At 39.0% G+C, this 23,739-nt stretch carries 26 protein-coding genes and 2 tRNA genes; 15 read left to right on the forward strand and 13 right to left on the reverse strand.

All coding sequences use genetic code 11. The features are described from left to right. Positions 1-4 precede the first annotated feature (4 nt). Positions 5-2,806, reverse strand: a complete 2,802-nt coding sequence (gene polA / locus ACXAG7_RS11565) for a DNA polymerase I (RefSeq protein ID WP_476666872.1) — start codon at positions 2,804-2,806, stop codon at positions 5-7. A gap of 104 nt (positions 2,807-2,910) precedes the next feature. Here polA and ACXAG7_RS11570 point away from each other — a divergent pair, with 104 nt between their 5' ends. Then, positions 2,911-4,134 carry a metallophosphoesterase gene (locus ACXAG7_RS11570; protein ID WP_476666873.1) on the forward strand — a complete coding sequence of 408 codons (1,224 nt, stop codon included), beginning with the start codon at positions 2,911-2,913 and terminating at the stop codon, positions 4,132-4,134. Positions 4,135-4,220: 86 nt separating this feature from the next. Then, complete coding sequence (locus tag ACXAG7_RS11575) at positions 4,221-4,514, forward strand: thioredoxin family protein (protein ID WP_408045384.1); 294 nt, start codon at positions 4,221-4,223, stop codon at positions 4,512-4,514. Here ACXAG7_RS11575 and ACXAG7_RS11580 read toward each other — a convergent pair. Beyond that, complete coding sequence (locus ACXAG7_RS11580; RefSeq protein ID WP_476666874.1) at positions 4,511-5,143, reverse strand: polysaccharide deacetylase family protein; 633 nt, start codon at positions 5,141-5,143, stop codon at positions 4,511-4,513. The two genes, ACXAG7_RS11575 and ACXAG7_RS11580, sit on opposite strands and share 4 nt — an antisense overlap. Before the next feature lie 4 nt (positions 5,144-5,147). After that, positions 5,148-8,264, reverse strand: a complete 3,117-nt coding sequence (locus ACXAG7_RS11585) for a glycosyltransferase family 117 protein (protein ID WP_476666875.1) — start codon at positions 8,262-8,264, stop codon at positions 5,148-5,150. Positions 8,265-8,438: 174 nt separating this feature from the next. Between ACXAG7_RS11585 and ACXAG7_RS11590 the strand changes: the two genes are divergently transcribed. Both ACXAG7_RS11590 and ACXAG7_RS11595 read left to right on the forward strand, forming a co-directional pair. After that, positions 8,439-8,509, forward strand: a tRNA-Gln gene (locus ACXAG7_RS11590). Between the two features lie 63 nt (positions 8,510-8,572). After that, a tRNA-Gln gene (locus ACXAG7_RS11595) sits at positions 8,573-8,643 on the forward strand. Between the two features lie 487 nt (positions 8,644-9,130). Here the strand turns inward: ACXAG7_RS11595 and ACXAG7_RS11600 are convergent. Together ACXAG7_RS11600 and ACXAG7_RS11605 are read right to left on the reverse strand one after the other, a co-directional pair. Beyond that, the gene (locus ACXAG7_RS11600) at positions 9,131-9,790 is read right to left on the reverse strand and encodes a hypothetical protein (RefSeq protein WP_476666876.1); all 660 of its coding nucleotides are present in this window, start codon (positions 9,788-9,790) and stop codon (positions 9,131-9,133) included. Next, positions 9,790-10,047 (reverse strand): hypothetical protein, encoded by a 258-nt coding sequence (locus ACXAG7_RS11605; protein WP_408045380.1) that lies wholly within the window; start codon positions 10,045-10,047, stop codon positions 9,790-9,792. Before ACXAG7_RS11605 ends, ACXAG7_RS11600 begins: the two co-directional genes overlap by 1 nt. A 455-nt stretch (positions 10,048-10,502) precedes the next feature. On the opposite strand from ACXAG7_RS11605, the gene ACXAG7_RS11610 reads away from it, so the two are divergent. Continuing rightward, a complete protein-coding gene (locus ACXAG7_RS11610; RefSeq protein ID WP_476666877.1) occupies positions 10,503-12,938 on the forward strand; it encodes a DUF4114 domain-containing protein in 2,436 nt (811 codons plus the stop codon). 62 nt (positions 12,939-13,000) lie between these two features. Here ACXAG7_RS11610 and ACXAG7_RS11615 read toward each other — a convergent pair whose 3' ends face one another. Next, complete coding sequence (locus ACXAG7_RS11615) at positions 13,001-13,345, reverse strand: arsenate reductase family protein (RefSeq protein ID WP_408045378.1); 345 nt, start codon at positions 13,343-13,345, stop codon at positions 13,001-13,003. Between the two features lie 48 nt (positions 13,346-13,393). On the opposite strand from ACXAG7_RS11615, the gene ACXAG7_RS11620 reads away from it, so the two are divergent. The 5 genes from ACXAG7_RS11620 to ACXAG7_RS11640 all read left to right on the forward strand — a co-directional run bounded on the left by ACXAG7_RS11620 (position 13,394) and on the right by ACXAG7_RS11640 (position 16,897). Then, positions 13,394-13,849 carry a DinB family protein gene (locus ACXAG7_RS11620; protein ID WP_408045377.1) on the forward strand — a complete coding sequence of 152 codons (456 nt, stop codon included), beginning with the start codon at positions 13,394-13,396 and terminating at the stop codon, positions 13,847-13,849. A 32-nt stretch (positions 13,850-13,881) separates the two neighbouring features. Beyond that, a complete protein-coding gene (locus ACXAG7_RS11625; protein WP_476666878.1) occupies positions 13,882-15,030 on the forward strand; it encodes a cystathionine gamma-synthase in 1,149 nt (382 codons plus the stop codon). A gap of 312 nt (positions 15,031-15,342) precedes the next feature. Beyond that, positions 15,343-15,714 carry a Fur family transcriptional regulator gene (locus tag ACXAG7_RS11630; RefSeq protein ID WP_408045375.1) on the forward strand — a complete coding sequence of 124 codons (372 nt, stop codon included), beginning with the start codon at positions 15,343-15,345 and terminating at the stop codon, positions 15,712-15,714. Positions 15,715-15,764: 50 nt separating this feature from the next. Further along, entirely contained in the window at positions 15,765-16,358 is a 594-nt protein-coding gene (locus tag ACXAG7_RS11635) for a TetR/AcrR family transcriptional regulator (protein ID WP_408045374.1), read from the forward strand. A gap of 53 nt (positions 16,359-16,411) precedes the next feature. Beyond that, on the forward strand, positions 16,412-16,897 hold the full coding sequence (locus ACXAG7_RS11640) for an acyl-CoA thioesterase (protein ID WP_408045373.1): 486 nt from the start codon (positions 16,412-16,414) through the stop codon (positions 16,895-16,897). Between the two features lie 74 nt (positions 16,898-16,971). On the opposite strand, the gene ACXAG7_RS11645 is transcribed toward ACXAG7_RS11640, so the two are convergent. Genes ACXAG7_RS11645 through panB form a run of 5 tightly spaced genes read right to left on the reverse strand, consistent with a single transcriptional unit; the run spans position 16,972 to position 19,920 of the window. After that, positions 16,972-17,241, reverse strand: a complete 270-nt coding sequence (locus tag ACXAG7_RS11645) for a TM2 domain-containing protein (RefSeq protein WP_476666879.1) — start codon at positions 17,239-17,241, stop codon at positions 16,972-16,974. Positions 17,242-17,273: 32 nt separating this feature from the next. Then, the gene (locus ACXAG7_RS11650) at positions 17,274-17,663 is read right to left on the reverse strand and encodes a VOC family protein (protein ID WP_408045371.1); all 390 of its coding nucleotides are present in this window, start codon (positions 17,661-17,663) and stop codon (positions 17,274-17,276) included. Next, on the reverse strand, positions 17,660-18,124 hold the full coding sequence (locus ACXAG7_RS11655; RefSeq protein ID WP_476666880.1) for a DUF1801 domain-containing protein: 465 nt from the start codon (positions 18,122-18,124) through the stop codon (positions 17,660-17,662). Before ACXAG7_RS11655 ends, ACXAG7_RS11650 begins: the two co-directional genes overlap by 4 nt. 28 nt (positions 18,125-18,152) lie before the next feature. Further along, positions 18,153-19,088: a 2-hydroxyacid dehydrogenase gene (locus ACXAG7_RS11660; protein ID WP_408045369.1), complete on the reverse strand. Its 936-nt coding sequence runs from the start codon at positions 19,086-19,088 to the stop codon at positions 18,153-18,155. A gap of 13 nt (positions 19,089-19,101) precedes the next feature. Further along, positions 19,102-19,920: a 3-methyl-2-oxobutanoate hydroxymethyltransferase gene (panB, locus tag ACXAG7_RS11665; protein WP_408045368.1), complete on the reverse strand. Its 819-nt coding sequence runs from the start codon at positions 19,918-19,920 to the stop codon at positions 19,102-19,104. A gap of 127 nt (positions 19,921-20,047) precedes the next feature. On the opposite strand from panB, the gene ACXAG7_RS11670 reads away from it, so the two are divergent. The 5 genes from ACXAG7_RS11670 (at position 20,048) to ACXAG7_RS11690 (ending at position 23,048) form a co-directional block, all read left to right on the forward strand. Next, positions 20,048-20,521 carry a nuclear transport factor 2 family protein gene (locus tag ACXAG7_RS11670; RefSeq protein WP_408045367.1) on the forward strand — a complete coding sequence of 158 codons (474 nt, stop codon included), beginning with the start codon at positions 20,048-20,050 and terminating at the stop codon, positions 20,519-20,521. After that, positions 20,521-21,441 carry a TolB-like translocation protein gene (locus ACXAG7_RS11675; RefSeq protein ID WP_476666881.1) on the forward strand — a complete coding sequence of 307 codons (921 nt, stop codon included), beginning with the start codon at positions 20,521-20,523 and terminating at the stop codon, positions 21,439-21,441. Before ACXAG7_RS11670 ends, ACXAG7_RS11675 begins: the two co-directional genes overlap by 1 nt. A gap of 15 nt (positions 21,442-21,456) precedes the next feature. After that, on the forward strand, positions 21,457-22,029 hold the full coding sequence (locus ACXAG7_RS11680; RefSeq protein WP_408045365.1) for a sigma-70 family RNA polymerase sigma factor: 573 nt from the start codon (positions 21,457-21,459) through the stop codon (positions 22,027-22,029). Between the two features lie 3 nt (positions 22,030-22,032). Continuing rightward, positions 22,033-22,293, forward strand: a complete 261-nt coding sequence (locus ACXAG7_RS11685; RefSeq protein ID WP_408045364.1) for a hypothetical protein — start codon at positions 22,033-22,035, stop codon at positions 22,291-22,293. A 113-nt stretch (positions 22,294-22,406) separates the two neighbouring features. Beyond that, the gene (locus ACXAG7_RS11690; RefSeq protein ID WP_476666882.1) at positions 22,407-23,048 is read left to right on the forward strand and encodes an O-methyltransferase; all 642 of its coding nucleotides are present in this window, start codon (positions 22,407-22,409) and stop codon (positions 23,046-23,048) included. Between the two features lie 19 nt (positions 23,049-23,067). On the opposite strand, the gene ACXAG7_RS11695 is transcribed toward ACXAG7_RS11690, so the two are convergent. Next, complete coding sequence (locus ACXAG7_RS11695) at positions 23,068-23,349, reverse strand: Sec-independent protein translocase subunit TatA/TatB (protein WP_408045362.1); 282 nt, start codon at positions 23,347-23,349, stop codon at positions 23,068-23,070. 92 nt (positions 23,350-23,441) lie between these two features. Next, the gene (locus ACXAG7_RS11700; RefSeq protein ID WP_408045361.1) at positions 23,442-23,735 is read right to left on the reverse strand and encodes a FoF1 ATP synthase subunit delta/epsilon; all 294 of its coding nucleotides are present in this window, start codon (positions 23,733-23,735) and stop codon (positions 23,442-23,444) included. Between the last annotated feature and the right edge of the window lie 4 nt (positions 23,736-23,739).

A 23,739-nucleotide genomic window follows, 5' to 3' on the forward strand; every position in this document is an offset into this window, starting at 1 on the left:
TTATTTAGTGGGCTTGAAGCCAGTTGTCACCAATGCCAATTTCTACATCTAAAGGTACGGCCATGCTAAACGCATTTTCCATTTCTTCTTTGATAATTGGACGAATGATGTCAAGCTCGTCTTTATGAGCGTCAAATACCAATTCATCGTGCACTTGCAGTAGCATTCTCGATTGGAAGTTTTCTTGCTCGAAACGCTTGTGGATATTAATCATGGCTAATTTGATGATATCTGCCGCAGAACCTTGAATAGGAGCGTTAACTGCATTTCGTTCGGCAGCGCCGCGTACGATGGCATTTCTAGAGTTGATATCTTTCAAATATCGACGTCGGTTCAATACCGTTTCTACATAGCCGTTTTCGCGGGCAAAGTCTACTTGCTTAGCCATGTAGTTTTTTAATTTAGGATAGGTTTCGTAATAGGCGTCAATAAGCGCTTTGGCTTCTTTTCTATCGAGAGAAGTCTGATTGCTTAACCCAAAGGCCGACACTCCATAGATAATTCCGAAATTAACAGTTTTTGCATTGCTACGTTGTTCTCTCGTAACCTCTTCAAGAGGGACGTTAAATACTTTCGACGCAGTTGAGGCATGAATATCTTCCCCATTTTTAAAGGCTTCAATCATGGTTTCTTCTTCGCTCAATGCCGCGATGATACGGAGTTCTATCTGACTGTAATCGGCAGCGAGTAGCACGTGGTTTTCATCTCTCGGAATAAACGCCTTTCTAACTTCTTGTCCTCGTGGTGTACGAATAGGAATGTTTTGTAAGTTCGGGTTGTTCGAACTCAAACGTCCTGTGGCTGCAACTGCTTGTGCGTATACCGTATGTACCCGTTGTGTTTTGGGGTTAATTTCATTCGGAAGCGCATCTACGTAGGTGCTTTGTAATTTCTTGTATTGGCGATATTGTAAAATATTAGCAACTATCGCGTGGTCGCTCAAACTCGATAGGACATCCTCAGCAGTAGAGTACTGACCTGTTTTTGTCTTTTTAGGTTTGTCAACCAATTTTAACTTCTCAAATAAAATAGGACCCAACTGCTTTGGTGAAGCGATGTTGAACTCTTCTCCCGCCAATTCGTAGATTTCACTTTCTAGTTTTTGTAGATCAGTGCTCAATTCTGTTGAGAGTTCTTTTAGGAAGCTCGTATTTAAATTGATTCCTTCAATTTCCATGGCAGTCAATACGGCTACTAATGGAATTTCTACTTCTTTGAATAGTTGGGTGAGCTTACCGCTCTCCAATTCTTTTTCAAAATGAGTTTTTAGCTGATAGGTGATGTCAGCGTCTTCAACTGCGTATTCGGTTTGTCGTTCGAGCGATACTTGTCGCATTGACAACTGGTTTTTTCCCTTTTTACCAATCAAGTCTACTATGGGTATGGGTTGGTAATTGAGGTAGGTTTCCGCGAGTATATCCATGTTGTGACGCATGTCAGGATTGATCAAGTAATGCGCTATCATAGTATCGAATAAAGGACCTTTCACGCTAATACCGTAGTTAGAGAGTACCTTGTTGTCGTACTTTAAATTGTGGCCTACTTTCTCAATGGTTTCACTTTCGAAAAACGGGATGAATTCGTTTAATAGCGCCTGTGTTTCTGCTTGATCTTCTGGAAAACTCAAGTAGTATCCCTTTCCTGGTTCCCATGAAAAGGCAATACCTATAAGGCTTACCTCTAGGGCTTTTAGTCCAGTGGTTTCTGTATCAAAACATACGGACTTTTGTTGGAGTAGTTTATCGAGTAACAGCTTTCTACTCAGAGGTGTATTGACCAATTGATAGAAATGCGGATTGTTTTCACTGTTCTTTTTACCGTCTATGACGATTTCTTGACTACCACTACCAGGAGTGGCAAACAAGTCAAATTGTTGTGTATTTCCACCAGCAACAGGAGCTGCAGTGGTTGGAGCTTCTGGAGTTTTATAGGTGTTTTTTAAATTGTCGATCAAACGTCGGAACTCCAATTCATCGAAAATGGCCGCTGTTTCTTCGAGATTTGCTTGTTCAAAAATTAACTTGTCTTCTTCGAGTTCAACAGGAACGTCTAGCATAATGGTAGCGAGCTGTTTTGAGAGGATACCCAATTCTTGGTTCGCTTCCACTTTTTCTTTCATCTTACCTTTTAACTCGTGAAGATTTTCAAACAGCCCTTCCATACTCCCGTATTTGGCGATAAACTTTTTAGCTGTTTTGTCACCCACTCCAGGCAGTCCGGGAATATTATCAACAGAATCTCCCATCATCCCTAGGTAATCGATTACTTGTTCTGGACGTTCTACTTCGAACTTAGCTTTTACTTCTTCAACTCCCCATTTTTCGTAACCGTTCCCCATACGTGGTGGGCGGTACATAAAAATGTGCTCTGAAACCAATTGGGCATAATCTTTATCGGGAGTCACCATATAGGTGTCAAAACCGGCAACTTCTGCTTTTTTGGCAAGTGTCCCGATAATATCGTCGGCCTCATAACCTTCTTTGACGATGGCTGGAATGTTCATGGCACTTAAGATACGTTCGATATAAGGCACTGCAATTTTGATGGCCTCAGGGGTTTCTTGTCGGTTCGCCTTGTATTCGGGAAAGGCGGCGACGCGATCAACACTTCCTCCTTTGTCAAAACAAACCGCTAAGTAATCGGGTTTTTCTCGCTTGATAACGTCCAGTAAGGAATTGGTAAAGCCCAATACTGCGGAGGTATCAAGTCCTTTTGAATTGATACGTGGATTTTTGATGAATGCGTAATAACCTCTGAAGATCAATGCATATGCGTCTAATAAAAAAAGTCGTTTTCTTTCTGCCATGAATATAAAAATTGAAGCATGTAAAGCTACGAAACTTTAACAAGATGTTAAAAATAGATTTTGGCTTTTCCCTGTATCTTTACCGAGTTAAAATTTAATGATTTATGTCGCGTTGGATAATTCCCTTCTTAGTGTCTCTGACCTTGTTTTTGGTCATTGAAAGCTATGCCTTTCAAGTAATAAAAACGCTTACTAAAAATAGATGGTTGCGAGGATTGTGGCTGTTACCCAGCTTACTGGCTTACCTAAATTTTTATTGGGTGCTGTTCACTTCCGATAGAAGTGATGGACAAACCAAACAGTTTCAATGGGCAGTGGGATTTTTGCTAGTGGTACTCTTACCTAAGATTTTGTTGGTACTAGTTCTGTTAGGAGAAGATATTGTCCGCTGGGTTCGAAAGGGTATTTCGGCAGTAGCTTCGTCTCCGACGCGCGAATTAGGAGGGAGAAGAAAATTTATATCACAGCTGGCGCTCGGTATTGCAGCCATTCCGTTGGCGAGTATTTTGTATGGGATTTTTAAAGGGAAGTACAATTTTAAAGTTCTGACCTACGAATTGAGTTTCCCAGATTTGCCCGAGGCCTTTGACGGGATGACCATCACGCAAATTACGGACATCCACTCTGGGAGTTTTGACAACAAGGAAAAAATAGAGTACGCCGTTGATTTGATTAATGAGCAGGCCTCGGATATGATTTTGTTTACTGGAGATATCGTCAATAATTTTGCGAGAGAAATGGATCCGTGGATCGACTCGTTTAAACGCTTAAATGCTCCTATGGGGAAGTATTCAATTTTAGGAAATCACGATTATGGTGATTATGCCGATTGGGAATCAAAAGAAGCGAAAAAAGCCAATTTCCAGGCGGTAAAAGACGTGCATCCAAAAATTGGTTTTGAACTGTTGTGTAACGAGCATCGTTTTATAGAAAAAGACGGACAACGATTGGCCTTGGTAGGAGTTGAAAACTGGGGAAAAGGTTTTAACCAAGCAGGTGATTTGGAAAAAGCGACAGTCGGAGTAGACCGTGAAGATTTTAAAATTTTAATGAGCCACGATCCTAGCCATTGGGAGTACAAGGTAAAAAAGAACGATTTCAATTATCAGCTTACTTTGAGCGGACATACTCATGGGTTGCAATTTGGAATTGAAATTCCTGGATTAATTCGTTGGAGTCCATCGCAATACGTGTACAAGCAGTGGGCCGGTTTGTACGAGGAATACGGCCGTTACATCAATGTAAACAGAGGTTTTGGCTACCACGCGTTTCCTGGTCGTGTAGGGATTTGGCCTGAAATAACAGTGATAACATTAAAAAAAGCTTAATTTTAAGTCATTTTAAGGAGGGAATGTCAAAATACTAACAAAAAATTAGTATTTTTAGACAATTAGACTAAAATTAACTATTAATAATGACAAAGTTTGGTGAAATCATAAGCATTGACAAACCTGTGTTGATTGATTTTTACGCAGATTGGAGCGATACTGAACCGAGTTTAGATACGCTTCGAGATGTGGCTGCTGCTCTTGGTGACAAAGCGAAGGTGATTAAAATCGATATTCGCAAGAACGAGATTTTAGCAGAAGCGCTTCGCGTAAAAGGAAATCCCACGTTTATGATCTACAAAAATGGAGAAATGAAGTGGCGTCAAACAGGCGAACAAGACGCCAATACCTTGATCGGTTTGGTGCAGCAATACTTCTAAATTCCTTTGAATACATAGCCCCTGTCTGTAAAGTACTTCAATACCTTGGGTAAGCTGTATTCTAAATTTTTTCGAGCTTTTAAACTATCGTGAAATACGATAATACTACCGGGCTGTGCATGGCTAACTACGCGCTGGGTGCACTGTTCAGGACGTAACCGTTGGTCGTAATCAGCTGATAATACATCCCACATAATTATAGAAAATCCTTGGTCCGTTAAGGCAGCCGCTTGTTTGCGTGTTATTTTTCCGTAAGGAGGACGAAATAATTTACGAGAAGTAACTCCGTGCATCTCGAACTGTTCTTCTGTCAAATTCACTTCGTGCAGGTATTGTTGTAAAGGTGTTTTCCATCCGTTTACATGGTGGAAACTGTGGTTGCCTATGGTGTGGTTATCGCGTAGGAGTTGTTCGAAAATAGCGGGGTGCTTGGCGATATTATCACCGATGCAAAAAAAGCTTGCCTGTGCATTGAACTGTCGGAGTGTTGAAAGTACAAACTCCGTTACCTCGGGTATAGGACCGTCGTCAAAAGTGAGGTATATGGTCTTTTCTGTAAAAGAAAAACACCAGGTAAATTGCGAGTAATACCGCTGAATTATACCTGGTGTTTTTGCTGGAAACCTCATGTCACTAAGGCTTAATACTATCTGCTTCGTTCATTTTTTCTAGCATCTCTTGATCCGGTATCGGTCTAAAAAGTTGGTAGTACTTGAAGTATTCGCGAAGTAGTTTTGATTTGTATTCGTCGTCAGTATCGTATTTGTCGATCTGTTGTAATAATTCTTGGAACATGTACAAATTCGTACTCGTATTTTCATTGACCATCCAGAAATCGTGTTCGTTGAAAGTATAGTAGTATTCCAAGTTTTGCTTGATGATTTTTAACAGGGTCTCCGCAGTTTTACGTGCCGAATCCTGATCGCCAATCTTGTAGTATAACTCAGGATACCCAAGTGATAAACTGAAGTGTCCAAAATCTTCTATAGGCAACTTATACAGCGATAAATCCAACACATCTTTAGCTTTTGCCGAATCTTTCTTATTTAAAAAGGCCTCTGACAAACGGATGAGATTACTACGAATAGAAATGGCGTTTCGCTTGCTCTGCTCATCGATGTAAATAGCACCGTTATTGATGGTTTTCCAATCCCACTTTTTAACGCTTTCATACATGCGTTCTGGATTGATACGTCCCATCTCGAGCATGGATTTTCCTTTGTTGGATGTTTTGATAGGAACGAACTTATAGGCCATTCCATCTAGCTGTAAATAATCTTTTAACCAGATGTATTCATCCTCTGCGCTAGCACCTCCTGTAAAGTAGATTGGACGTTCCCAGTTAAAATTATTCAAGATGTCTAGCATGAGTATACGGTTCTTGGTGATGGCTTGCTCATCGATGGTAATGTCGATGTAGTCTACCATCTTATCAGCATCCTCTGGACGAACGATACCTGATTTAATGGCATTGGCTTTATTGACAGGGATACGGATTTTATTTGTAGGGTAGTACTTTTCCCTGATATCATTTTCTTCGTCAATATAGTAAGTTACATCGCTGTCGTGCTCTATCCAACGCATAAAATCGTTTAGCGACATAATGGAATCTTTATAGCGAGGGTGCGGGATGTGATAAGCTACATCAAGCGTACCGTATTTGTACTGATCGTGTTTTAAACGAGAAGGAATAGGTGCGGCCTCGTAGGTTTTCTTCTTCATTTGGTCAATATACCAATCCGTTTGAAACAAACTGGTGTTGACAATTTTGATATCGCGTCGAACGCCCTCAATTTGTTGCATATACCACAGCGGGAACGTATCGTTGTCACCAATGGTAAAGATGATGGCATTAGGGTCACAGCTTTCCAAATAAGTTTGCGCGTTTAATTGTGCAATATAGCGATCGGAACGATCGTGGTCATCCCAGTTTTGGAAGCCCATAAGTACTGGCACTGCCAGTAAGGAAATGGCAGATACAGCGATGGCAATACTGCGTTTATTTCCGTATTCTTTAAAGAAATTATAAAGTGACAAAACACCAAATCCAATCCAAATAGCAAATACGTAGAACGAGCCTACCACGGCGTAATCGCGTTCGCGAGGTTCAAAGGGTTTGGGGTTGGTATAGAAAATAATCGCAAATCCAGTAAAGGCGAAAAAGAGCCCCAAGATGTATAAGTTGTTTAGATCTTTTCGAGCTTGGTAGAATAGTCCTATGATTCCTAAGATTAGCGGTAAGAAGAAATAGGTATTTCGCCCTTTGTTATTCTTAATATGATCAGGGAGGTGTTGTTGCGAACCTAAAAAGAACTCGTCAATAGGAGTGATTCCACTTAACCAATTCCCATTTTCCATGTCGAGGTGGCCTTGAATGTCGTTTTGACGACCTACAAAATTCCACATAAAATAACGCCCGTACATGTATCCGAACTGATAACTCAGCATAAAGCGCATGTTCTCAGCAAAAGTTGGACGTCGTGTACTGCGGGCTGGAATACCGGCAATTTCTTTGTATTGTTTCTCTGAAGCTGGGTTCACCATACGAGGCATAAACCCTTTGTGTTTATTGGAGTAGTTAGGAAGTACGTTTTTGTACTTGTTTACAATAACGTATTTTCCGTCTTTCTTTTCGTATTTAGGTTTGTCATCGCGCAATGGATTTGCCGCGTCCTTCTCCTGACGGTACGCATAAGAATAGTACTTGTCGTAAAAAACATTGGCATCACCGTATTGCTCACGGTTGTAATAGGCCAGTAATTCACGAGCACTTGAAGGATTATTTTCGTTGATAATAGTATCTGCATTGGCTCTAATAGGTAACATTAACCAAGAAGAAAATCCAATCATGATGAATAAGATCGACAAAATAAGGGTGTTGGCAGTAACCATTCCTTTTTCACGAGTGCGTCGCAGGCCGACAATAAATAAAATGACTAAGACGATTCCTGCAATGATAGTTCCTGAGTTATAAGGCAAGCCAAAAGAATTCACAAAGAACAATTCCGAAACACTAAAGAATTTCAGCGTGTAAGGGAATAAGAGTTTAAACACAAAAGCCAAAACAAAAATAGCTATCACCGTTGCTATTGCGGTGGTTTTCAGTGTGATGTTTTTATAGGTTTTAAAGAAGTACAGCATTACAATGGCCGGAATTACCAAGAGCGATAAAATGTGCACTCCAAACGAAAGTCCGACGACAAAACTGATTAAAACGAGCCATTTATTTCCTCGAGGAGTAGATAGATCCGCTTCCCATTTGAGGCCTAACCAAAATAATAAGGCCATTAAAAACGACGACATGGCGTATACTTCTCCTTCTACGGCACTAAACCAAAAGCTATCTGAAAAAGTATAAGCTAAGGCTCCCACAACACCACTTCCGAGAACGGCAATGCCTTGATCTGCTGTGAGGTTTGCTTCTTTGCTTACCATGCGTTTTGCCAAATTGGTAATGGTCCAAAACATAAATAAAATGGTAAAAGCACTGGCGAGCCCTGACATAAAGTTCACCATATATGCCCAATTGCTAGGGTCGTTGGTAAACATCGCAAAGAAAGCTCCAAGCATTTGAAAAAGCGGGGCTCCAGGAGGGTGTCCTACTTCTAAGTTTACAGCTGTTGAGATGTATTCTCCACAATCCCAAGAACTAACCGTGGGTTCTAAGGTCAATGTATAAGTCACTAAGGCCACGGCAAATGTCACCCATCCGAGAAGTAAGTTCCATTTTTTATAGTTGAAATCGTTCATATAATTTTTTAAAAATAAGTTATCGCGAATGTACTAATTACTAGCGTTTTTTAGGTAAAACAAAAATATAATTTTGAAAAACAACAGCAGAATAAAGTTCTGTTAAAAGAAAAAAGTCAAAAAAAATTTGTCAAAATAAAAATAGATGTTATATTTGCACCCGCAATGAGCAATTGGCCTATGGTGTAATGGTAACACACCGGTTTTTGGTACCGATATTCAAGGTTCGAGTCCTTGTAGGCCAACAATTTTTTTTGTATCTTTGTACGAGAATTGTAAGGTTGCTCAAAGCAAAAAATACTTTACATTGGCCTATGGTGTAATGGTAACACACCGGTTTTTGGTACCGATATTCAAGGTTCGAGTCCTTGTAGGCCAACAAAAAAGCTTCTTAATCAGTAGATTTCGAAGCTTTTTTTGTGTTTTAGAAATTGCTGATTTTGTTTTGGATCATTCCTAAATGTTGCGGTTACGCAAAAACCAGTTTTAATCAGTAAAGGAAGAAAACTACATTTTTCCCCTCTAAATTGTACTCTAAAAACGTTGATTTTAGCGTTGAAAGATTCCACTGAAATATTTATGCTATTATTATCAAAATAGCTGAGTATAGGAAATTTTGAGTTAGTTTCTTATTAGTTCTTCGATTTGTTTGGCTCAGTATTATTTCCCATGCAGAACTTTGAAATTGCATCGAGCGGTTTCACTTTTCTGAAAAGACTAGTTTTTTGTGTCAGTAAAGTGAAACCACCGTTACAATGTACATCGGCAAAGAGAAATTATAGATTGCGAAGAATGCTAGGTACAGCACTTCGTAGAATTAATAATGTGTCTTAATGGGTTTATTTATAGTTATTTAAAGGTTTAAATCATCGTATTTTATCATAAAGTTTATAAGTAAATCCAGTCATTCCTTCATTTAGTAGGGTGGAGAGTAATCGTTCGCTAATAAGTGTGTTGAAATCAAATAACTGTGTTTCGTAAACGTCGTACTGGGGAAATGAGTTGGTAAATGATAACTGCTCCCATTTGATTTCTTGATACCAAGGAAGTGATGCATCTATTTCCTTTAGTTGTTCAAGATCTAATGACAGGTCAATATTTGAAACGGGTTCATTGGGTATTTTTTTTATGTTGTATATTGATGCTTTTGATATTGTTTTATCCAGTTGTGAGAAGAAAGATGTTACAATAAAATGAAACCAATAGTATTCAAGTTGTTTCCCTTTGTGGAAAACACATATAGGGTACAACTTGTAGGGAGGAAGATTAAATTGACAGAGAATACGTTTAAAATTTTTACTAATAATCATTCCAAAGTTAACATTTCGTTGAATAAAGTCTGTGGGATTTGCTTTTTTATGTATGGTCAGTTCTAAGTGTGGCGAAAAATTAGGGAATTCATTTGGGTTAATTTGCCAAAATCCATTAGGTAAGGAAGGATCATACCCCTTTTTGAATGTAGTTTGTGGATAATGTCCAATAACGGTTAAATTGCTGTAATCCCAGTCGATGGTATAATAGTTCATTATATCAAATTTTTAAAAAATTCATTTAGATTTAATCCTGAGTTTTTTGCTAAATCAATATATCGTAATAATTGAGGAATAAGCTGTATTTCTAAAAATTCCATTGATTTTTCTGGTGAAAAGTTAGGTTTTTTTCGAACGAATTCATCTAATTTTTTCTGAACAAAGGTATCATAAGCTGGGTGATTTCCATGAATACCAGTGCCTGTCAATTTTTTGAATTTTTCAAGAGCAATGCCATTAATCTTAGAATTCATATGAAATCCAGCTTTTGCTACTTTTTTAATGATGGTTCGTTCGGTGTATTCAGGTCTCTATTTGATTATTGATAGAAAGTAATCTAGTGTTTAAATTCTCAACTTTTTTTTTAAAACATGGCAGAGCAGCTATTAGAGTATACTGAAAACTGTCGTGTTGGAGAGGAGGTGTTGTTAATAACAGTTCTAATAGTTAGGGGAATACCTCAGGTATTTTCGTTGTAGTGCCGAGAGGCATTCTAAAAGCGCGCTAAGGAGTGTATTTTCTCAATTTTATACAATAAAGTTATGATTTTGTAGTGTTTTGTTAAAAGTTGTTGAGTGTTGATTATCAGTGTTTTGTCTGGATAACACGAATTTTAATCAGTTTATCGACAGAAAACTGCAATTCACCGAAAATCAATGAGTTAAATAGTGTTGTCCTTGTAATTTTGAAATTATCAAAACCGTGTATTATGAAAACAACTCTATTCTCAATCATTCTTATATTAAGTTTCTGGGCTGTCCCCGCTCAAAACTTTAATTACCTTGGAACTTACAGTTCCAACGGTACTCCAGATTACTTGGAAAGTCCAGGTGACAACGTTTCAATAGAAACGCTCGAACTTATTAACAATGCATTACCCGAAACCTTTCAGGTTCCCAGTTATAATCCACATTATATTACTTCAGGTTACGACAGTGATATTTTTGTAACGCAACAAACAGATGTATTCATGACCTTCGTTGACGAAGGAGCTGGTTTTCGAAATGTGATTGGTTTTTATACTTACGATCTTAATAATCCGCCAACAACGGCTCCAGAAGCAGAAGATATTACGATTATCTTTCCAAACAATTCTAAACTCGGAAGTGGAGGAGGATTGCAGGCTGGTGATAAGGTAAAACTCGGAACCTTTGATGCAGGTACTGGTATTGGTTTTGTGGTTTTGGCGAACGGGTGGAATGGAAGTCGAGTTACCAACGGGTACTGGCGTCTATTTTCGAATCCGAATTTTAATCCAGAAAGTGACATCTCTAAAAGACACCACAATGTGCTGATCAAAGATGACGATCACGAGTTGGTAATTCTGGGATTTGAAGATATCAACAGAGAGCATTCATGGTGTGATCATGACTTTAACGATGCACTTTATTATATTACAGCAACCAATTACAGTGATATCACGACGACCAATGTAATTAGCTCGGATACATCGACAGATGTGTATACAGCCAACCTTGGAGGGTTTGAAAGTAAAGGAGACCTCACAGGTAAAATGGCGTTGAAAAATATTTCTCGTTTGAAAGCAAGCGAAAAACAAGCGAGTACCAAAGCAAGACAATCAGCTTTGAAGAGCTACGCACAACGTGGGATGGGACTGGATAATTATTTCCCAGAAAAAGGAATGTTCGAAGTAGAAGAAGCCTTGGTGTCTACCTCTTCTGACCCTACGGCCTATTCCAACGCAACAGATGTATTTTCTGTCGATTATTATCTCAACAATGAACGAGTTTCAGCAGGTTTGGTAACCACAACAGATGCTAGAATTTACGATCATTCTAAACATATTTGTGACCGTTTAAATGGTTCGATACTCAAAGATGTACGTCCTGTAGTGATCAACAATCACAGAGTTATATTCTCGATCATCAAAAGAGCGAATGGCGCTATAGAATACACCGTGAGTTTCTCAATCAAGAAGGGAGCCTCTGAAAATACGCTGTATAGCTTGTGGAATATTGGTGATTATCCGGCAGGTGACTACATCAACTTCCAACTTTGGGGGAATTCAATGGGACAAGTAGCGCACTTGGTGCGTCATATTACAGGGAAATTAGCAGATGAAAAGACACTCGTATCCAATGCAGATGTGGACAAGTACATTCCGACGGTGTTTGTGAGTTCAGCAACCTACAGAAATAAAAAATTGAAAATTGATTTTATCAATAAATCGAAAACCAATCAGGTAACGATCAACGCAAATATTCGTAAATCAGAGCAAGCAGCTTACAATAATTCGGAACAAACAATTCCATTGACAGGAGCCTTTTATCAGTCAGTTGAGTTGGATACAGGATTTATGTTTGACGGTGGTTTTGCCATCATTAATAAAGACAATAACTCAGCAGATAATGTTTACCTCGCTGATGGTACTTGGGGATCGGATTATGATGCCGCGAAGGTGACATTGAATAAATTTGAAATTTTAGAACAGACAGAAGACCTGAGTACGGATGTTTATGAAATGGAGCGAAGTGTAGCGGTAGCTGCGGAGACGAAAGGCGTGTTTAATGTGTTCAGATATCCAAAACCAGGAGATTTGTCGATGAATACAAAACAGTTTGAAAGCGTTCAGTTTAATTTGAAAAGTAATGTTGAAATTGAAGTGTCGTTGGTAATTCCAAATCTCGATAAGTGGGAAAACAGGTGGAAGTATACCGTACCAGCAACTTCCGATGAGACCTTAATTAGCATTGATTTTAGTAAGTTCGAAAATCCGGGAGGTAAAAACAATGGTACCATTGATGAAATCAAAATGGTGATGTTCTCGGTGAAAGGAACAGATGCAAACCCTGTAAACTTTGCTTATGATGTCAAAAACTTAGCATTCAAATCATCTGGAACTTTATCAACAGATGAGGTAGTATTAGAGGCAACATCGGTTGTAAATTATCCGAATCCATTTAGCCAAACTACGTTCATACAGTTGCCACAAGCAGCAAATAAAGCAAGTTTATCTGTGTATGATATGCTAGGAAGACAAGTATTTGGAGCCGTCCTTCCAACTGTTAACAATGGGAAAACGATAGAGTACAACTCACCAAAAGTAACTCCAGGTGTGTATTTCTATCAACTCACAGATGATAACAAGCGTAAATACAAAGGGAAATTTATCATAGAAGAATAAGAAGAAAGAGGGCAGAGAATGAAAGGAAAGAGAGTATCGGTAAAAGGATGCTCTCTTTTTTATTACAAGGCGTTTTGTAAATTTTCGATAACCTTTTTGCTATTTCCAATAAAAATGTTTCCATCTACCAAGAATACCGGGCGCTTTAAAAAGGTATACTGTTCAAGTAAGTACTGTTTGTAATCCTCTTCGGTAAGTGCTTGATTTTTTAAATCCATTTCGCGATACAATTTCGCGCGTTTGTTAAAGAGGGCTTCGTAACTTTGGCTAATAGCATACATTTCTTCCAACTGATCAGCGGTGATTGGGTTCGATTTTATTTCTTGTTTTTCAAAGCCTTCTAAGGGTACTTCTTTGAGTATTCTTCTGCAAGTGTCGCAGGTTTGTAAAAAATAAACTTTCTTCATTTTATATCAGTCTTTAAATAATATATTTGAGCTAAAATAATCAGAAAAATGGATTCACAATTTAAGGTATTAAAAAAATCGAGAGAACTCGTTTTGCGTTTAATCGATGGATTGACATTAGAACAGTTACACGTTATTCCAACCGGATTTAAAAATAACATCGCTTGGAATGTAGCGCACTTGGTAGTTACACAACAGTTGTTACATTACAAATTATCGGGATTAGCTTGTTTGGTACCTGATGAGTTGATTGAAAACTACAGAAAAGGAACGGCTCCAACAGAAACGTTTACAGAGGAAGCATTTGAGGAAGTAAAGGACTTATTACTCGGATTGCCAGATACCTTGCAAGAAGATTTTGAAGCCGGAATTTTTACTGAGTATACTACCTATGAAACGAGCACCGGTTTTGTGTTGGACTCTATAGAGACAGCCTTAGCCTTTAATAATTTGCACGAAGGAATCCACCTCGGTGTGATTATGGCTTTGCGAAAGTTGGTGTAATGTTTTGTAAATTTGTAGACTAAATGAACGATATGAAATTTAATACAAAAACCATACATGGAGGACAAAAGCACGAAGAAGCCACTGGCTCCGTAATGCCTCCAATATTTCAAACCTCTACTTTTGCTCAATCGAGTCCAGGGGTTCACAAAGGATACGAATATTCAAGAGCGGCAAATCCGACAAGAACAGCATTAGAAGATGCTTTTGCAGCAATTGAAAATGGAACTCGTGGGTTCGCTTTTTCTTCGGGATTGTCTGCCGTAGATTGTGTATTGCGCTTGTTAAATCCAGGAGATGAGGTAGTCACAGGTGATGATTTGTACGGGGGTACCTACAGAATGTTTACCCGCTTATTTAGTAAGTACGGATTGAAATTTACTTTTGTAGATATGAATTCCGTTGAAAATGTAACCGAGGCAATTACGGATAAAACGAAATTAGTTTGGTTAGAAACTCCTACCAATCCGTTGATGAAAATTGCGGATATTGCCGGAATAACAGCGGCAGTAAAGGCAGTGAATTCGGAGATTATGGTTGCAGTAGACAATACCTTTGCAACACCTTATCTACAACGTCCTCTTGATTTAGGAGCGGATATCGTGATGCATTCAGCTACCAAGTACCTCGGAGGGCACTCTGATTTGGTTATGGGAGCATTGATGGTAAAAGATGCTGAACTCGCTGAAGAGTTGCACTTTATTCAGTTTGCAGGAGGTGCAGTAGCCGGACCTATGGATTCATTTTTAGCTTTGAGAGGTGTAAAAACACTTCACTTACGCATGCAGCGTCACTGTGAAAACGGGAAAGCAGTTGCAGCGTATTTGGTTAACCACCCGAAAGTAGCTGAGGTGTACTATCCAGGGTTGGAATCACATCCAAATCACGAAATCGCTAAGAAACAAATGGATGATTTTGGAGGAATGGTCTCTTTTAGATTAAAAGATGAAAGTCAGCAAGCGGCCTTTACCTTCCTTGAAAATACAAAGGTATTTACCTTGGCAGAGTCACTTGGTGGTGTCGAAAGTTTGGTTAACCATCCGAGTACGATGACCCATGCTTCTATTCCTGAACCAGAGCGTTTAAAAATCGGAATTACCGATTCGTTAATTCGCTTGAGTGTTGGTGTAGAGGATATTGAGGATCTCTTGGGAGATTTAGAAGCAGCCTTGGCGAAGTAAGTCATTAAAAAGTATAGAAAAGCGCATCTGAAAAAGATGCGTTTTTTTTTGCTCTAATTCTTTGGAAATCTCATAAGTATGTATATATTTGCAACTAAGTTGCTTTTATAGTGTGTAAAAGTAATAGCAGAAGGCAATGTTCCCTATGAATTAGCTTTGTTTGGGTTTGAAGTTAATCAATTTTTTTATTGTCTAGAAGAGTGCCGTTTCCACGGCACTCTTTTCTTTTTAAGGTGGAAGTATTTTCCTAGAGTAGCTACCAATAGTTTTTGTTATTTTTGTTATTGAAGAACGAACAAAATTTGATGAAATATGAGAAAAACAGCTTCGTTACAGGCAATTCGTGCCTATTTGGGGAATAAAAGTACCGCGGTTAGTGCCGTTGAATTAGTCGATCATTTTTCGGAACGCTTTAATAAAACAACTATTTATCGTGTATTGACTCGGTTAGAAGATGAAGGAGAGGTTCATTCCGTTTTGGGAAATGATGCGACGATGTACTATGCCATGTGTCATTCGAAGTGCTCTAAAGAGGCACATCACGATCAACACGTGCACCGTCAATGTCGCAGTTGTGGCGAAGTTTCCTGCGTTGAGGTCGCCATTCCTGCATTGGAAGCTATGGACTTTCAAGTGGAGGAGGCCAAGGTATTGTTAATTGGGTTGTGTAAAAATTGTCAATAAAAAATATACCAAGTGGTATATTTTTGTATATTTGACTGGAATTGAATCAAATGTCGAAGGCAGCAAGAACAAAAGCATTTATCATTGAGACCGTAGCGCCGATTTTTAATAAAAATGGCTATGCGGCCATGAGTTTATCGAAAATTACGGAAGCGACCGGCTTAACCAAAGGGGCTATTTACGGTCATTTCGGAAATAAAGAAGAATTGGCTATGGAAGCCTATAGGTATTCTATTCGACGCTTTTTTATGCAGTTAAACGCCGTCGTAAACCAAGGAGAGAATTCTTTGGAAATGTTGTTAAAGATCGCTGATTTTTACTTGGATTACTACGAGTATAGTAAAGAGTTTGGTGGATGTCCGATTTTGAATATCGGAGTGGATTCTGAACATCAAAAAACAGGTATAGGAGATTTGGTACGAACTTATAACCAGCGAATTCTCGACAAGTTTAGCGCATTGATCGAACGTGGTGTTCAAGAAGGGGTAGTCGTGGAATCAGCGGATGCCATGCTGTACGCAAGGCGTTTTTTCTATATGATAGAGGGAGCAGTGTACATGACCTATATTATGAAGGATAAAAATTATTTGACGGAAGTTGCCCAAGCCATGACCGATATGATTCACAAAGAATTAAAGAAGTAAATTTTTTTAATCATAAATATACCGATTGGTATATTTTAAAATAAGAAATAACGATGGAATTGAAGAAAATTTTAGAAAGCAAGACGAAAATACGATTTCAAGACTGTGATCCTTTTAATCATTTAAACAACGCAGCGTATTTTAATTATTTGATCAATGCGCGTGAGGACCAGGTGTTACAGCACTACGATTTGGACGTATATGCTCACGGGAAGAAAACCGGAAGGAGTTGGGTGGTGGCGTCTCATCAGATTGCCTATGTACGACCGGCCCTATTAATGGAAACGGTGACGGTAACAACTCAGTTAATCCACTTTAACGAAAAGAAGTTGTTGGTAGAAATTAAAATGTGGAATGAAGATAAAACGGAACTCAAGGCCGTGATGTGGAGTTCTTTTGTGTATTATAATTTGTTACAGCTTTCAGCTGATAAGCATTCAGAAGAATTGATGTCACTTTTTGAACAGGTGGTAGCACCGGTTAAACAAACAACTTTTGAAGAGCGCATGAGTGATTTGCGCTTGCAAAAAGTGTCTTAACACACATCAATAACGGTCATAAAAAAAGAGCAAGTTTTGGGCAACTTGCTCTTTTTGTATGGTGAAAGCTCAGTTTAAAACCAGCCTTTGTGATTGTTTTGATAGGTCGCTATAAATTCTTGATCAGATTTTGACAGATAGATGATTCCTTCGATAAAAGGAATGATCGTTGCTAAACCACAGGTGCAGATGTTGGCAACAATTTGAATAATGCCTTCCTTGGTATAGCCTAAAATGAATTTGTGAATGGCAAAGGATCCGAAAAGAATTCCCATTATTCCTGCTAAAATTCGTTTACTTTCCTGTTGTGGGATAGGATTCCCGTTGTTGTCTAGTATTTCCATTTAAATTTTCTTTTTACAAATAACGTAAAATATTATAAAAATGCCTCGTCTTTGGGTTCCCAAAGTTCAATTTTAGTTCCGTTGTTATCTAGTATCCAGGCAAATTTCCCATATTCGTATTCCGCTCGCTTATCGAGTACCTGTACACCTTGACTACGCAAATCTTCAAGGAGTTCTTCGAGGTGCTCAACGCGATAATTGATCATGAATTCTTGCTTTCCAGGTTCGAAGTACGCAGTGTTTTTAGGAAAAGGACTCCATTGGGTGGAAGCCTTGTTTCCGGCATGATCTTGCCACCAAAACGTACAGCCCCAGTCGTCTACCGGAAGTCCGAGGTGTTTTTGATACCACGCTTTGGTGGTTGCTGGATCGTCGGTTTTAAAAAAGACGCCTCCAATCCCTGTTATTCTTCCTTTTTTCATTTTTTGTGTTTTGCGAGGTTTTCTTCGTAAATAGTAATCCACTGTTCAGGAGTGAGTTTTCTAACCAACTCCCCTATAAGTGCATAAGGAATGTCATCAATTTTTTTGAATCGAACACAACTCTTGCCCATATCTAGTTTCCTACTACAGTGTTGGGGGTAGGCGTCTACAAACCAATCGTGAATTTCTGGCACCGCGTAAAGGCCACTGTGGTATAGGTTTATAGAGTTTTTTTGCGAGGCAAAGTTCATAAAGGGCAGTGGCTCCTTAGGATTACAGTGATATCCTTTAGGATAGCGGCTATGAGGAACGTAATACCCAATCATCCCGTATTGGATGCCTTCTTCGAATCCTTCAGGTAAATTGGTACGTATGGTTTCACGAAGTTTACGGAGCGCTGCTTGTCGCTCCGAAGGTACTTGTGAAATATAATCTTCTGGACTTGTAGCTTCGTATTTCATGGGTTGTGAATTAGGAAGCTACAAGTTACTAAAATTTTTCTTTGATTTTTGAGGCGATGGTTTGAGCGAGCTTTACATTACTCTCATGGGTCCATCCAGCTACATGCGGGCTGAGTAGCACATTGTCAGCAGTGACCAAGTAATCGAAGGCCGGTGGCATGCTTTCTTTGATAAATAAATTTTCAAAAGACTTTTTTTCGTATTCCAACACGTCCAATCCGGCGCCTAAAATTTGCCCCTTGCGCAAGGCCGAAACCAAATCAGAGGTCACTACGGCACTCCCGCGAGCGGTGTTCAGTAGCCAAAATGGTTTTTGAAAACGCTGTATAAAAGATTCAGAAATCATGTGCTTGGTTTGAGGAGTTTGAGGAGTGTGTAAACTCAAAACATCCGTCGCTTGAAAAAGCGCTTCTAATGACACCTGTTGAGCGTTCTCATCACCAACACCAGCTTTGATATCGTAACACAGAACAGTTACGTCGAAACCACGGAGTTTTTTAGCAAAAGCTTTTCCCATATTTCCGTACCCGATGATGCCCACCGTTTTTCCGTCTAGTTCAATACCGCGGTTTGCTTCGCGTAGCCATTGCCCATTACGGACTTCTCTATCGGCTTTATTTAGCTTATTAAACAGCGATAATAACATCCCTAAGGTGTGTTCACCAACGGCATTTCTATTCCCTTCAGGAGCTGAAATCAGTGTTATACCTCTTTGAGCGGCATAGTCTGTATCTATATTTTCCAAACCAGCACCTACGCGCCCTATAAACTTGAGTTTTGTAGCGCAATCGAGAAAGGTAGGGTCTATGGTAAAACGACTGCGAATAATGAGTCCATCGTAATCGGCAATGCGTTCCATGATGGATTCTTTTGATTCTTGATACGCTTCGTCATTTTGAAATCCGTAATCGCGGAGTTCTTGTAAGAGTACTGGGTGGTTGCTGTCGACATGTAAAACTTTCATTGCAGTTCGCTGCTTAGTATTGTTCATTTTCATTCGGGAAATCCAATGATTTTACATCGCTGATGTAATTTTGGAAGGCTTTGGTCATTTCGGCGTACAAGTCTAAGTATCTACGAAGGAAACGAGGGCTAAATTCGTGTGTCATTCCAATCATATCATGGGTAACGAGAACTTGCCCGTCTACACCACCACCGGCACCGATTCCGATCACGGGAATGGTTAAGCTTTCAGCGACTTCCTGAGCGAGTTTTGCGGGTACTTTTTCCAGTACTAAAGCAAAACACCCGAGTTGTTCTAAGAGCTTAGCATCTTCTTTAAGCTTAGCTGCTTCCGCTTCTTCTTTAGCGCGAACCGTATAGGTTCCGAATTTATAAATAGACTGTGGAGTGAGCCCTAAATGTCCCATGACAGGAATTCCCGCGGTTAAAATTCGCGATACCGACTCTGCAATTTCACTTCCTCCTTCGAGTTTTACAGCGTGCCCTCCTGATTCTTTCATAATGCGAATGGCTGAATCTAAGGCGTTTTTTGAGTTTCCTTGATAGGTTCCAAAAGGTAAATCGACCACCACCAAACACCTGTGAATTGCTCTGATAACCGAGCTCGCGTGATAGATCATCTGATCGAGTGTGATTGGTAAGGTAGTTTCGTGTCCAGCCATCACGTTTGAAGCAGAGTCACCTACAAGAATTACATCGATTCCGGCACCATCTACTATCTTGGCCATGGTATAATCGTAAGCGGTAAGCATTGAAATCTTTTCCTTGTTCGCTTTCATCTCTACCAATGATTTTACCGTAACTCTCTTATATTGTTTTTTTGCTGTTGACATTAGTTTTTGAATTTTGGGTGTGGTAAAAATAGTCAAATTCCATCGATATTTCCCCCGTTAATCTTCTGTTAATTATATTTTTTACTGTTATAATTTCATTAGATTTAGCTCACCAAACTCAAATTTTATGCAAAAAATAAGTACCCTAATTGTAGCACTGATGTTGGTGCTAGCTGGCCATGCACAAGAGAACAAAGAAGAAGTGCAAATAAAGAATACGATTGAACGCTTTTTTGAAGGTTTGCATAAAGGAGATAGTAGCATCGTTGCAAAAACCTTGCACAAAGAGATCAAGATTCAAACGACATTTACGGATAAGTCAGGAGTGAAGCAACTTAAAACGCAATCGCGAACGAGTTTGTTGCGTGCAATTGCAAGTAAAAAACCCAAGGACGTTTATTTCGAAAAGTTATTGCGATATGACATTAAGATCGACGGTAATTTAGCTGCTGTTTGGACCCCTTATGAATTCTATTTTAATGGTAAGTTTAGTCATTGTGGCGCTAATTCTTTTCAGTTATTTAATAACAATGGCCGCTGGGAAATTATTTATTTGGTAGATATGAGAAAGCGTCAAGGGTGTCAATCAAACGATAATTAATGAGGAAGTTGTGGTTTATAGGGATGTGCATGCTAGTAATGAATGTGCAGGCCCAAGGTCCGGTGCTCTTTGCGAAAGAGCTGTTTAACAACTTGCCCATGGTACGTGATTTATCATTCTCGCAAAGCAAGGATGAATTGTACTTTACGGTTGAGAGTTACCGAAAGGACATTTCGTTTATAGCCAGTAGCCACTTGGAAAAAGAGGGCTGGTCATCACCTGAAATCGTTGCCTTTTCCGGAAAGTTTAAAGACTTGGAGCCTTCGCTATCCCCTGATGGCTTGCGCCTATTTTTTGTATCGAATAGAGCAGTAGGAGGGGGGATTAAAAAAGATATGGACATTTGGTATGTCCACCGCGTTGATACAAAAGCTCCGTGGTCTGCTCCCATACGATTGGGGAATGCTATAAATACGGATCGGGATGAGTTTTATCCTGTCCTTACAAACAGTGGAAACTTGTATTTTACGGCTAACTATACTGAAGACACGAAAGGAAAGGAAGATATTTATTGCAGTCTATGGAAAAATGGTGCCTATCAAAAACCGTTTTCTCTGGGTAAGGCCATTAATTCGGAGAAATACGAATACAATGCCTATGTTGACCCTGCGGAAGAAAATCTGTTTTTTACGTCTTATGGTCGTGAGGAAGACTTAGGAAATGGTGATTTGTACTGGAGTATCAAAAAGGACGGAGTATGGCAACCGGCAGTGCATTTGGGAGCGGAAGTTAACTCTAAGTATTCGGATTACTGTCCCTTTTACGACGCAGCAACAGGACGATTGTATTTTACATCGACGCGTAGCACCCCTTGGAAGCAGCGTTCCCAATCCATTTCTATGAAAACTTTTTTAAAAGTATTAGGCGACCAGCCAAATGGCTTAAGTAGAATTTACTATGTCGCGCTAAATAAAAATTAATGTATATTTGGCACAATGAACCCAAACGAAAATAAATATAGTTTATCCCCTGACAAATGGGTAGATATGTACGCTGATTACCTGTTTAATTACGCGGTAGTAAGGGTAAATAACGAGGCCATAGCAAAAGATTTAGTGCAAGAAACATTTTTTGCAGGATTGAAATCGGCTAAGAATTTTGAAGGGAAATCAACAGAGAGAACGTGGTTAGTATCGATATTAAAGCGTAAAGTAATTGATTACTATCGAAAAATAAATTCAAAAAAAGGACAAGCTGAAGTAAAAGTAAACTTTTACGACAGTGGGGACAATGAAGGAAGTTGGTTAGAAGAACGCGTGCCTCAGTCGTGGAATAATCAGGCGGAGCAGCAGATTGAGAATCAAGAACTCAAAAGCCAAATTGACCGATGTATTGATGCGCTTCCAGAAAAATACGGAATGGTTTTTAGGATGAAAACGATTCAGGAGTTTGAAACGGAAGAAATTTGTAAGGAACTCGATATTACCCCGTCCAACTTATGGGTTATCATTCACAGAGCGAGAACCCAGCTCAGAAATTGTATGGAAAAGAACTGGTTTAATAAGTAAATTATGTTTAAAAGCTTTAAAATAACTTGTGATGAAGCGACGACCATCTGTGACAAAGCACAGTATGGTGAGGCTTCTTTTGTAGAGAAATTAAAACTGAATTGGCATATTTTAGTCTGTAAAATATGTAGGATGTACTCACATCAGAACGGAATTCTGACCAAGGTGTACAAAAACCAAGCAGTTGAATGTAGATCTAAAAAGTTTAGCTTATCAGAGGATGATAAACTAGCTTTAAAACAAAAGATAAAAGAAATTAGTTAACAATATTTTTAGGTTTTTTCAAAAAAAACCATTTTTTGATTTTTTGTTAGATTGAAACGGAATTTGTTGTAAAGATGAATTCCGTTTTTTTAATTTTGTCCAAAAATAAAATTATGCACTTTTTACCTGAAGCAATCGATGAATACGCAGTACGTCACTCTCAATCTGAGCCAGAATTGCTGCGACAGTTAACCCGAGAAACGTGGCAAACGGTACTGAATCCGCGTATGTTGAGCGGTGCTTTTCAGGGGAGGGTGCTCTCTATGATTTCCAAACTGATCAGACCCAAAACGATATTGGAAATAGGGACTTATACGGGCTATTCTGCTTTGTGTTTAGCGGAAGGTTTACAAGAAGGTGGGGTGTTACATACACTCGATAAAAACGAGGAGTTAGAAGAGCTACAGTACAAGTATTTTCAGAAATCTGATTACAGCGAGCAAATTCAGCAACACATCGGTTTTGCTTTGGATATCATTCCTACCCTAAACACGAAGTTTGATTTGGTGTTTATCGATGCGGATAAGTCCAATTATTTGAACTATGCGGAAATGATTATTCCTTTGATGAATAAGGGCGGGGTTATTTTGTCGGACAACGTGCTTTGGAGTGGTAAGGTAGTAGAACCCTTAGATCCTAAAGACAAGGATACGAAAGTATTATTAGCTTATAATAAGCTCCTGAATGAAGACGAGCGTTTGGAAACGGTATTACTGCCTATTAGAGACGGTTTAACCATCAGTAGAGTGCGTTAATGGAGCACTTGAAGGTTGTTTAGCGGCTTCTTTTGATAGGTCCCGTTAAATCGTCTATATTTTCCTTTACCTTAGATACTTCGTTGTTAATATCACTTACGATATCAGTGTCAATGCCGTGGTTTTTGGCACTGTTGTTAATTTCCTGCTTGATATCGTTGGTAGCATCTTTAATCTGACGCATTCCTTTACCGAGTGAACGTGCGATTTCAGGGATTTTATCGGCTCCAAATAGCATGACTACTACGGCGATAATGACAAAAATTTCTGGACCTCCAATAAATAAAAATACTGTACTCATAGTAGTGCAAAGATAACTAAAATCTGTGAAGTAGATTTAATAAAAAAGCCAAACCGGGAATGGTTTGGCTCTTTCATATAGTCTTAGGTAATTTAGTCTGCTAAGATAATTACCTTATTGTCTTTCATTTCAATAGTTCCTGACTTGATGGCTAAGGTTAAAATCTTATCATCAGCAGGTAACTTCTCGATGCTACCGTGTAAATCATCAAATGCAAGGTGATCTTGTGTATGTACGTGAACTTTTACAGTTCCTTGGCTTAAAATCGAAACTACCGGTGCGTGATTGTTCAGCATCTGGAAATCTCCATTAATTCCTGGTACAGTAACAGAATCGACTTCTGATGAAAATAAGATAGCCTCTGGACTTACGATTTCTAAAAACATATAT

It is taken from the genome of Tenacibaculum sp. AWR4_210, from assembly GCF_056160945.1.

Bases quoted from the DNA above. Each gene is read 5' to 3' on its own strand.
- polA (WP_476666872.1), bottom strand. From the start codon at position 2,806: ATGGCAGAAAGAAAACGACTTTTTTTATTAGACGCATATGCATTGATC.
- ACXAG7_RS11570 (WP_476666873.1), top strand. From the start codon at position 2,911: ATGTCGCGTTGGATAATTCCCTTCTTAGTGTCTCTGACCTTGTTTTTG.
- ACXAG7_RS11575 (WP_408045384.1), top strand. From the start codon at position 4,221: ATGACAAAGTTTGGTGAAATCATAAGCATTGACAAACCTGTGTTGATT.
- ACXAG7_RS11580 (WP_476666874.1), bottom strand. From the start codon at position 5,143: ATGAGGTTTCCAGCAAAAACACCAGGTATAATTCAGCGGTATTACTCG.
- ACXAG7_RS11585 (WP_476666875.1), bottom strand. From the start codon at position 8,264: ATGAACGATTTCAACTATAAAAAATGGAACTTACTTCTCGGATGGGTG.
- ACXAG7_RS11600 (WP_476666876.1), bottom strand. From the start codon at position 9,790: ATGAACTATTATACCATCGACTGGGATTACAGCAATTTAACCGTTATT.
- ACXAG7_RS11605 (WP_408045380.1), bottom strand. From the start codon at position 10,047: ATGAATTCTAAGATTAATGGCATTGCTCTTGAAAAATTCAAAAAATTG.
- ACXAG7_RS11610 (WP_476666877.1), top strand. From the start codon at position 10,503: ATGAAAACAACTCTATTCTCAATCATTCTTATATTAAGTTTCTGGGCT.
- ACXAG7_RS11615 (WP_408045378.1), bottom strand. From the start codon at position 13,345: ATGAAGAAAGTTTATTTTTTACAAACCTGCGACACTTGCAGAAGAATA.
- ACXAG7_RS11620 (WP_408045377.1), top strand. From the start codon at position 13,394: ATGGATTCACAATTTAAGGTATTAAAAAAATCGAGAGAACTCGTTTTG.
- ACXAG7_RS11625 (WP_476666878.1), top strand. From the start codon at position 13,882: ATGAAATTTAATACAAAAACCATACATGGAGGACAAAAGCACGAAGAA.
- ACXAG7_RS11630 (WP_408045375.1), top strand. From the start codon at position 15,343: ATGAGAAAAACAGCTTCGTTACAGGCAATTCGTGCCTATTTGGGGAAT.
- ACXAG7_RS11635 (WP_408045374.1), top strand. From the start codon at position 15,765: ATGTCGAAGGCAGCAAGAACAAAAGCATTTATCATTGAGACCGTAGCG.
- ACXAG7_RS11640 (WP_408045373.1), top strand. From the start codon at position 16,412: ATGGAATTGAAGAAAATTTTAGAAAGCAAGACGAAAATACGATTTCAA.
- ACXAG7_RS11645 (WP_476666879.1), bottom strand. From the start codon at position 17,241: ATGGAAATACTAGACAACAACGGGAATCCTATCCCACAACAGGAAAGT.
- ACXAG7_RS11650 (WP_408045371.1), bottom strand. From the start codon at position 17,663: ATGAAAAAAGGAAGAATAACAGGGATTGGAGGCGTCTTTTTTAAAACC.
- ACXAG7_RS11655 (WP_476666880.1), bottom strand. From the start codon at position 18,124: ATGAAATACGAAGCTACAAGTCCAGAAGATTATATTTCACAAGTACCT.
- ACXAG7_RS11660 (WP_408045369.1), bottom strand. From the start codon at position 19,088: ATGAAAGTTTTACATGTCGACAGCAACCACCCAGTACTCTTACAAGAA.
- panB (WP_408045368.1), bottom strand. From the start codon at position 19,920: ATGTCAACAGCAAAAAAACAATATAAGAGAGTTACGGTAAAATCATTG.
- ACXAG7_RS11670 (WP_408045367.1), top strand. From the start codon at position 20,048: ATGCAAAAAATAAGTACCCTAATTGTAGCACTGATGTTGGTGCTAGCT.
- ACXAG7_RS11675 (WP_476666881.1), top strand. From the start codon at position 20,521: ATGAGGAAGTTGTGGTTTATAGGGATGTGCATGCTAGTAATGAATGTG.
- ACXAG7_RS11680 (WP_408045365.1), top strand. From the start codon at position 21,457: ATGAACCCAAACGAAAATAAATATAGTTTATCCCCTGACAAATGGGTA.
- ACXAG7_RS11685 (WP_408045364.1), top strand. From the start codon at position 22,033: ATGTTTAAAAGCTTTAAAATAACTTGTGATGAAGCGACGACCATCTGT.
- ACXAG7_RS11690 (WP_476666882.1), top strand. From the start codon at position 22,407: ATGCACTTTTTACCTGAAGCAATCGATGAATACGCAGTACGTCACTCT.
- ACXAG7_RS11695 (WP_408045362.1), bottom strand. From the start codon at position 23,349: ATGAGTACAGTATTTTTATTTATTGGAGGTCCAGAAATTTTTGTCATT.
- ACXAG7_RS11700 (WP_408045361.1), bottom strand. From the start codon at position 23,735: ATGTTTTTAGAAATCGTAAGTCCAGAGGCTATCTTATTTTCATCAGAA.